Here is a 4,754-nt window from a genome sequence, read left to right as displayed (position 1 = left end):
AGCTTGGGAACGCCCATATCTGACAGGGGGCAACCCCCAACTACATCCGGCGCGGTGAGGCTTAACTGCTGTGTTCGACATGGATACAGGTGTATCCCTCACGCCATGATTCCCAAACTAATTGCTTCTGAATGACTTCATCATTCAAAACTAAATAACAACTTTCACTCAAAACCTTGCTGCTTGACTCTTTGGTAAAGTCCTCGAGCGATTAGTAACGGTTAGCTCCATGCGTCGCCGCACTTCCACATCCGTCCTATCTACCTGATCTTCTCTCAGGGCTCTTAACCATAAGTGGTGGGAAATCTCATCTCGAGGGGGGCTTCACACTTAGATGCTTTCAGCGTTTATCCCTGCCCCACTTAGCTATCCAGCCGTGCCTCTGGCGAGACAACTGGTACACCAGCGGTGGGTCCATCCCGGTCCTCTCGTACTAAGGACAGATCCCCTCAAATTTCCTACGCCCGCGACGGATAGGGACCGAACTGTCTCACGACGTTCTGAACCCAGCTCGCGTGCCGCTTTAATGGGCGAACAGCCCAACCCTTGGGACCGACTACAGCCCCAGGATGCGACGAGCCGACATCGAGGTGCCAAACCTCCCCGTCGATGTGAACTCTTGGGGGAGATAAGCCTGTTATCCCCAGGGTAGCTTTTATCCGTTGAGCGATGGCCCTTCCATGCGGTACCACCGGATCACTAAGCCCGACTTTCGTCCCTGCTCGACTTGTTGGTCTCGCAGTCAAGCTCCCTTCTACCTTTACACTCTACGAATGATTTCCAACCATTCTGAGGGAACCTTTGGGCGCCTCCGTTACTCTTTAGGAGGCGACCGCCCCAGTCAAACTGCCCGTCAGACACTGTCTCCCCGCCCGGTCAGGGCGGCGGGTTAGAGTAGCCATAAGTCAAGGGTAGTATCCCAACAATGCCTCCACCAAAACTAGCGTCCTGGTCTCTTAGGCTCCTACCTATCCTGTACATGACTTACAAATACTCAATATCAAACTGCAGTAAAGCTCCATGGGGTCTTTCCGTCCTGTCGCGGGTAACCTGCATCTTCACAGGTACTAAAATTTCACCGAGTCTCTCGTTGAGACAGTATCCAAATCATTACGCCTTTCGTGCGGGTCGGAACTTACCCGACAAGGAATTTCGCTACCTTAGGACCGTTATAGTTACGGCCGCCGTTTACTGGGGCTTCAATTCAGTGCTTCGCTTGCGCTAACACCTCCTCTTAACCTTCCAGCACCGGGCAGGCGTCACCCCCTATACTTCACCTTACGGTTTTGCAGAGAGCTGTGTTTTTGATAAACAGTTGCTTGGACCTATTCACTGCGGCTCAAGTCTCCTTGAGCACCCCTTCTCCCGAAGTTACGGGGTCATTTTGCCGAGTTCCTTAACGAGAGTTCGCTCGATCACCTGAGGCTACTCGCCTCGACTACCTGTGTCGGTTTACGGTACGGGAAGTAATATCTTATGCTAGACGCTTTTCTTGGCAGTGTGACATCAGGAACTTCGCTTCCGAAGAAGCTTCCCCATCACAGCTCAACGTTACAGGATCAAGCATTTGACTCAATCCACGCCTCACTGATTAGACCAGAATCCATTCACTGGCACTCCCTAGCCTACTGCGTCACGCCCTCACAATATTACCTGTACAGGAATATCAACCTGTTGTCCATCGACTACGCATTTCTGCCTCGCCTTAGGCCCCGACTAACCCTGGGCGGACGAGCCTTCCCCAGGAAACCTTAGTCATACGGTGGACAGGATTCTCACCTGTCTTTCGCTACTCATACCGGCATTCTCACTTCTTAACGCTCCAGCACTCCTCACGGTATACCTTCGTCGCTGTTAAGAACGCTCTCCTACCATCCTTGCGGATCCAAAGCTTCGGTAATGTGTTTAGCCCCGGTACATTTTCGGCGCAGGGTCACTCGACTAGTGAGCTATTACGCACTCTTTAAAGGGTAGCTGCTTCTGAGCTAACCTCCTAGTTGTCTGTGCAACCCCACATCCTTTTCCACTTAACACATATTTTGGGACCTTAGCTGTTGGTCTGGGCTGTTTCCCTTTCGACTACGGATCTTAGCACTCGCAGTCTGACTGCCGCACATGTTTAATAGCATTCGGAGTTTATCTGAAATTGGTACCCCTAGATGGGGCCCGCAGCCAAACAGTGCTCTACCTCCATTAAACTTACATTGCGACGCTAGCCCTAAAGCTATTTCGGAGAGAACCAGCTATCTCCAAGTTCGTTTGGAATTTCTCCGCTATCCACAAGTCATCCAAACACTTTTCAACGTGTCCTGGTTCGGGCCTCCAGTGCGTCTTACCACACCTTCACCCTGCTCATGGATAGGTCACTTGGTTTCGGGTCTACAACATGATACTATGACGCCCTATTCAGACTCGGTTTCCCTGCGGCTCCGCCTCTTCAGCTTAACCTCGCATCATATCATAACTCGCCGGTTCATTCTACAAAAGGCACGCTCTCAGACATTAACGTCCTCGAACTTCTTGTAGGCACACGGTTTCAGGTGCTGTTTCACTCCCCTCCCGGGGTTCTTTTCACCTTTCCCTCACGGTACTGGTTCACTATCGGTCACTAAGGAGTATTTAGGCTTAGGAGATGGTCCTCCCAGATTCAAACGAGATTTCACGTGTCTCGCCCTACTCAGGATACTGCTAGGTAGGCATTTCATTTCGTCTACGCGGCTATTACGCTCTTTAGCTCCTCTTCCCAGAGGATTCGTCTATGAAATGCAAGTCCATGTCGCAGTCCTACAACCCCATGATGCAAGCACCATGGTTTGGCCTCTTTCCCGTTCGCTCGCCGCTACTTAGGAAATCATTCTTATTTTCTTTTCCTGTGGCTACTGAGATGTTTCAGTTCACCACGTTACCTTCACATGAGCTATGTATTCACTCATGGATGACAGACAATATCTGCCGGGTTTCCCCATTCGGAAATGACTGGATCATCGCGTACTTACTGCTCCCCAATCCATATCGGTGTTCGTCCCGTCCTTCTTCGGCTCTTAGTGCCAAGGCATCCACCGTGCGCCCTTATTAACTTTGCCATATGAAGCTCACGCTTCTTTAAGTCATAAGTTTTTAAAATTTTCGATTTCTCGAAACTCTAAATTCGCAGCTATATCTTTCGATATTTTTTCAAGATAAGTGTGACCTTATCTTTTCGGTTTATTTTGTTATGTTGTTATTCAGTTTTCAATGATCAAGCTTGAAGACTCTCAATTGCTCTCAAATCTTCAATGGAGAATAACGGGATCGAACCGTTGACCTCCTGCGTGCAAAGCAGGCGCTCTCCCAGCTGAGCTAATCCCCCATCGTTTCCCTCTGTCTAACAAAGACACAGTTAAACGTCGGTCAGGTCTCTAAGACCTCTCAAAACTAAATATTACTTCAATCAAACCTCTTGAATCTTTTTATGTGTGATTCGCACTCTTTGTTTTCCTTAGAAAGGAGGTGATCCAGCCGCAGGTTCTCCTACGGCTACCTTGTTACGACTTCACCCCAGTCATCGGTTTTGCCTTAGGCCGCTGCCTCCTTACGGTTAGCACACGGACTTTGGGCACCCCCAACTCCCATGGTGTGACGGGCGGTGTGTACAAGACCCGGGAACGTATTCACCGCGGCGTGCTGATCCGCGATTACTAGCGATTCCGACTTCATGCAGGCGAGTTGCAGCCTGCAATCCGAACTGAGACAAGTTTTAAGAGATTTGCTTGCGCTCGCGCGCTTGCTGCTCGTTGTACTTGCCATTGTAGCACGTGTGTAGCCCAAGTCATAAGGGGCATGATGATTTGACGTCATCCCCACCTTCCTCCGCATTATCTGCGGCAGTCTGTCTAGAGTGCCCAACTCAATGATGGCAACTAAACATAGGGGTTGCGCTCGTTGCGGGACTTAACCCAACATCTCACGACACGAGCTGACGACAACCATGCACCACCTGTCACCGCTGCCCCGAAGGGAAGGCCTATCTCTAGGCCGGTCAGCGGGATGTCAAGACTTGGTAAGGTTCTTCGCGTTGCTTCGAATTAAACCACATGCTCCACCGCTTGTGCGGGTCCCCGTCAATTCCTTTGAGTTTCAACCTTGCGGTCGTACTCCCCAGGCGGAGTGCTTATCGTGTTAACTGCGATACTGAAAAGCTTATGCCTCCCAACATCTAGCACTCATCGTTTACGGCGTAGACTACCAGGGTATCTAATCCTGTTTGCTACCTACGCTTTCGAGCCTCAGCGTCAGTTACAGCCCAGTGAGCCGCTTTCGCCTCCGGTGTTCTTCCATATATCTACGCATTCCACCGCTACACATGGAGTTCCACTCACCTCTACTGCACTCAAGTCTCCCAGTTTCCAATGCGTACAATGGTTAAGCCACTGCCTTTTACATCAGACTTAAAAAACCGCCTGCGCTCGCTTTACGCCCAATAAATCCGGACAACGCTCGGGACCTACGTATTACCGCGGCTGCTGGCACGTAGTTAGCCGTCCCTTTCTGATAAGATACCGTCACGAAGAGAACTTTCCACTCTCTCTCCCGTTCGTCTCTTATAACAGAGCTTTACGATCCGAAAACCTTCTTCACTCACGCGGCGTTGCTCGGTCAGACTTCCGTCCATTGCCGAAGATTCCCTACTGCTGCCTCCCGTAGGAGTTTGGGCCGTGTCTCAGTCCCAATGTGGCCGATTACCCTCTCAGGTCGGCTATGGATCATCGCCTTGG

General features: G+C 50.6%; 1 tRNA gene and 3 rRNA genes. All 4 read right to left on the bottom strand.

Going from position 1 to position 4,754, the window contains the following annotated elements:
- Nucleotide 1 precedes the first annotated feature (1 nt).
- Nucleotides 2–117 (bottom strand): 5S ribosomal RNA (gene rrf, locus ACYQ2E_RS11135).
- 74 nt (nucleotides 118–191) lie between these two features.
- Nucleotides 192–3,083: ribosomal RNA gene (locus tag ACYQ2E_RS11130) — 23S ribosomal RNA — on the bottom strand.
- Nucleotides 3,084–3,276: 193 nt separating this feature from the next.
- Nucleotides 3,277–3,349: transfer RNA gene (locus tag ACYQ2E_RS11125), tRNA-Ala, on the bottom strand.
- 133 nt (nucleotides 3,350–3,482) lie between these two features.
- Nucleotides 3,483–4,754: ribosomal RNA gene (locus tag ACYQ2E_RS11120) — 16S ribosomal RNA — on the bottom strand; the annotation flags it as partial.

This window comes from Lactovum odontotermitis, from assembly GCF_054658595.1.
This window is presented reverse-complemented; position numbering and strand designations above follow the sequence as displayed.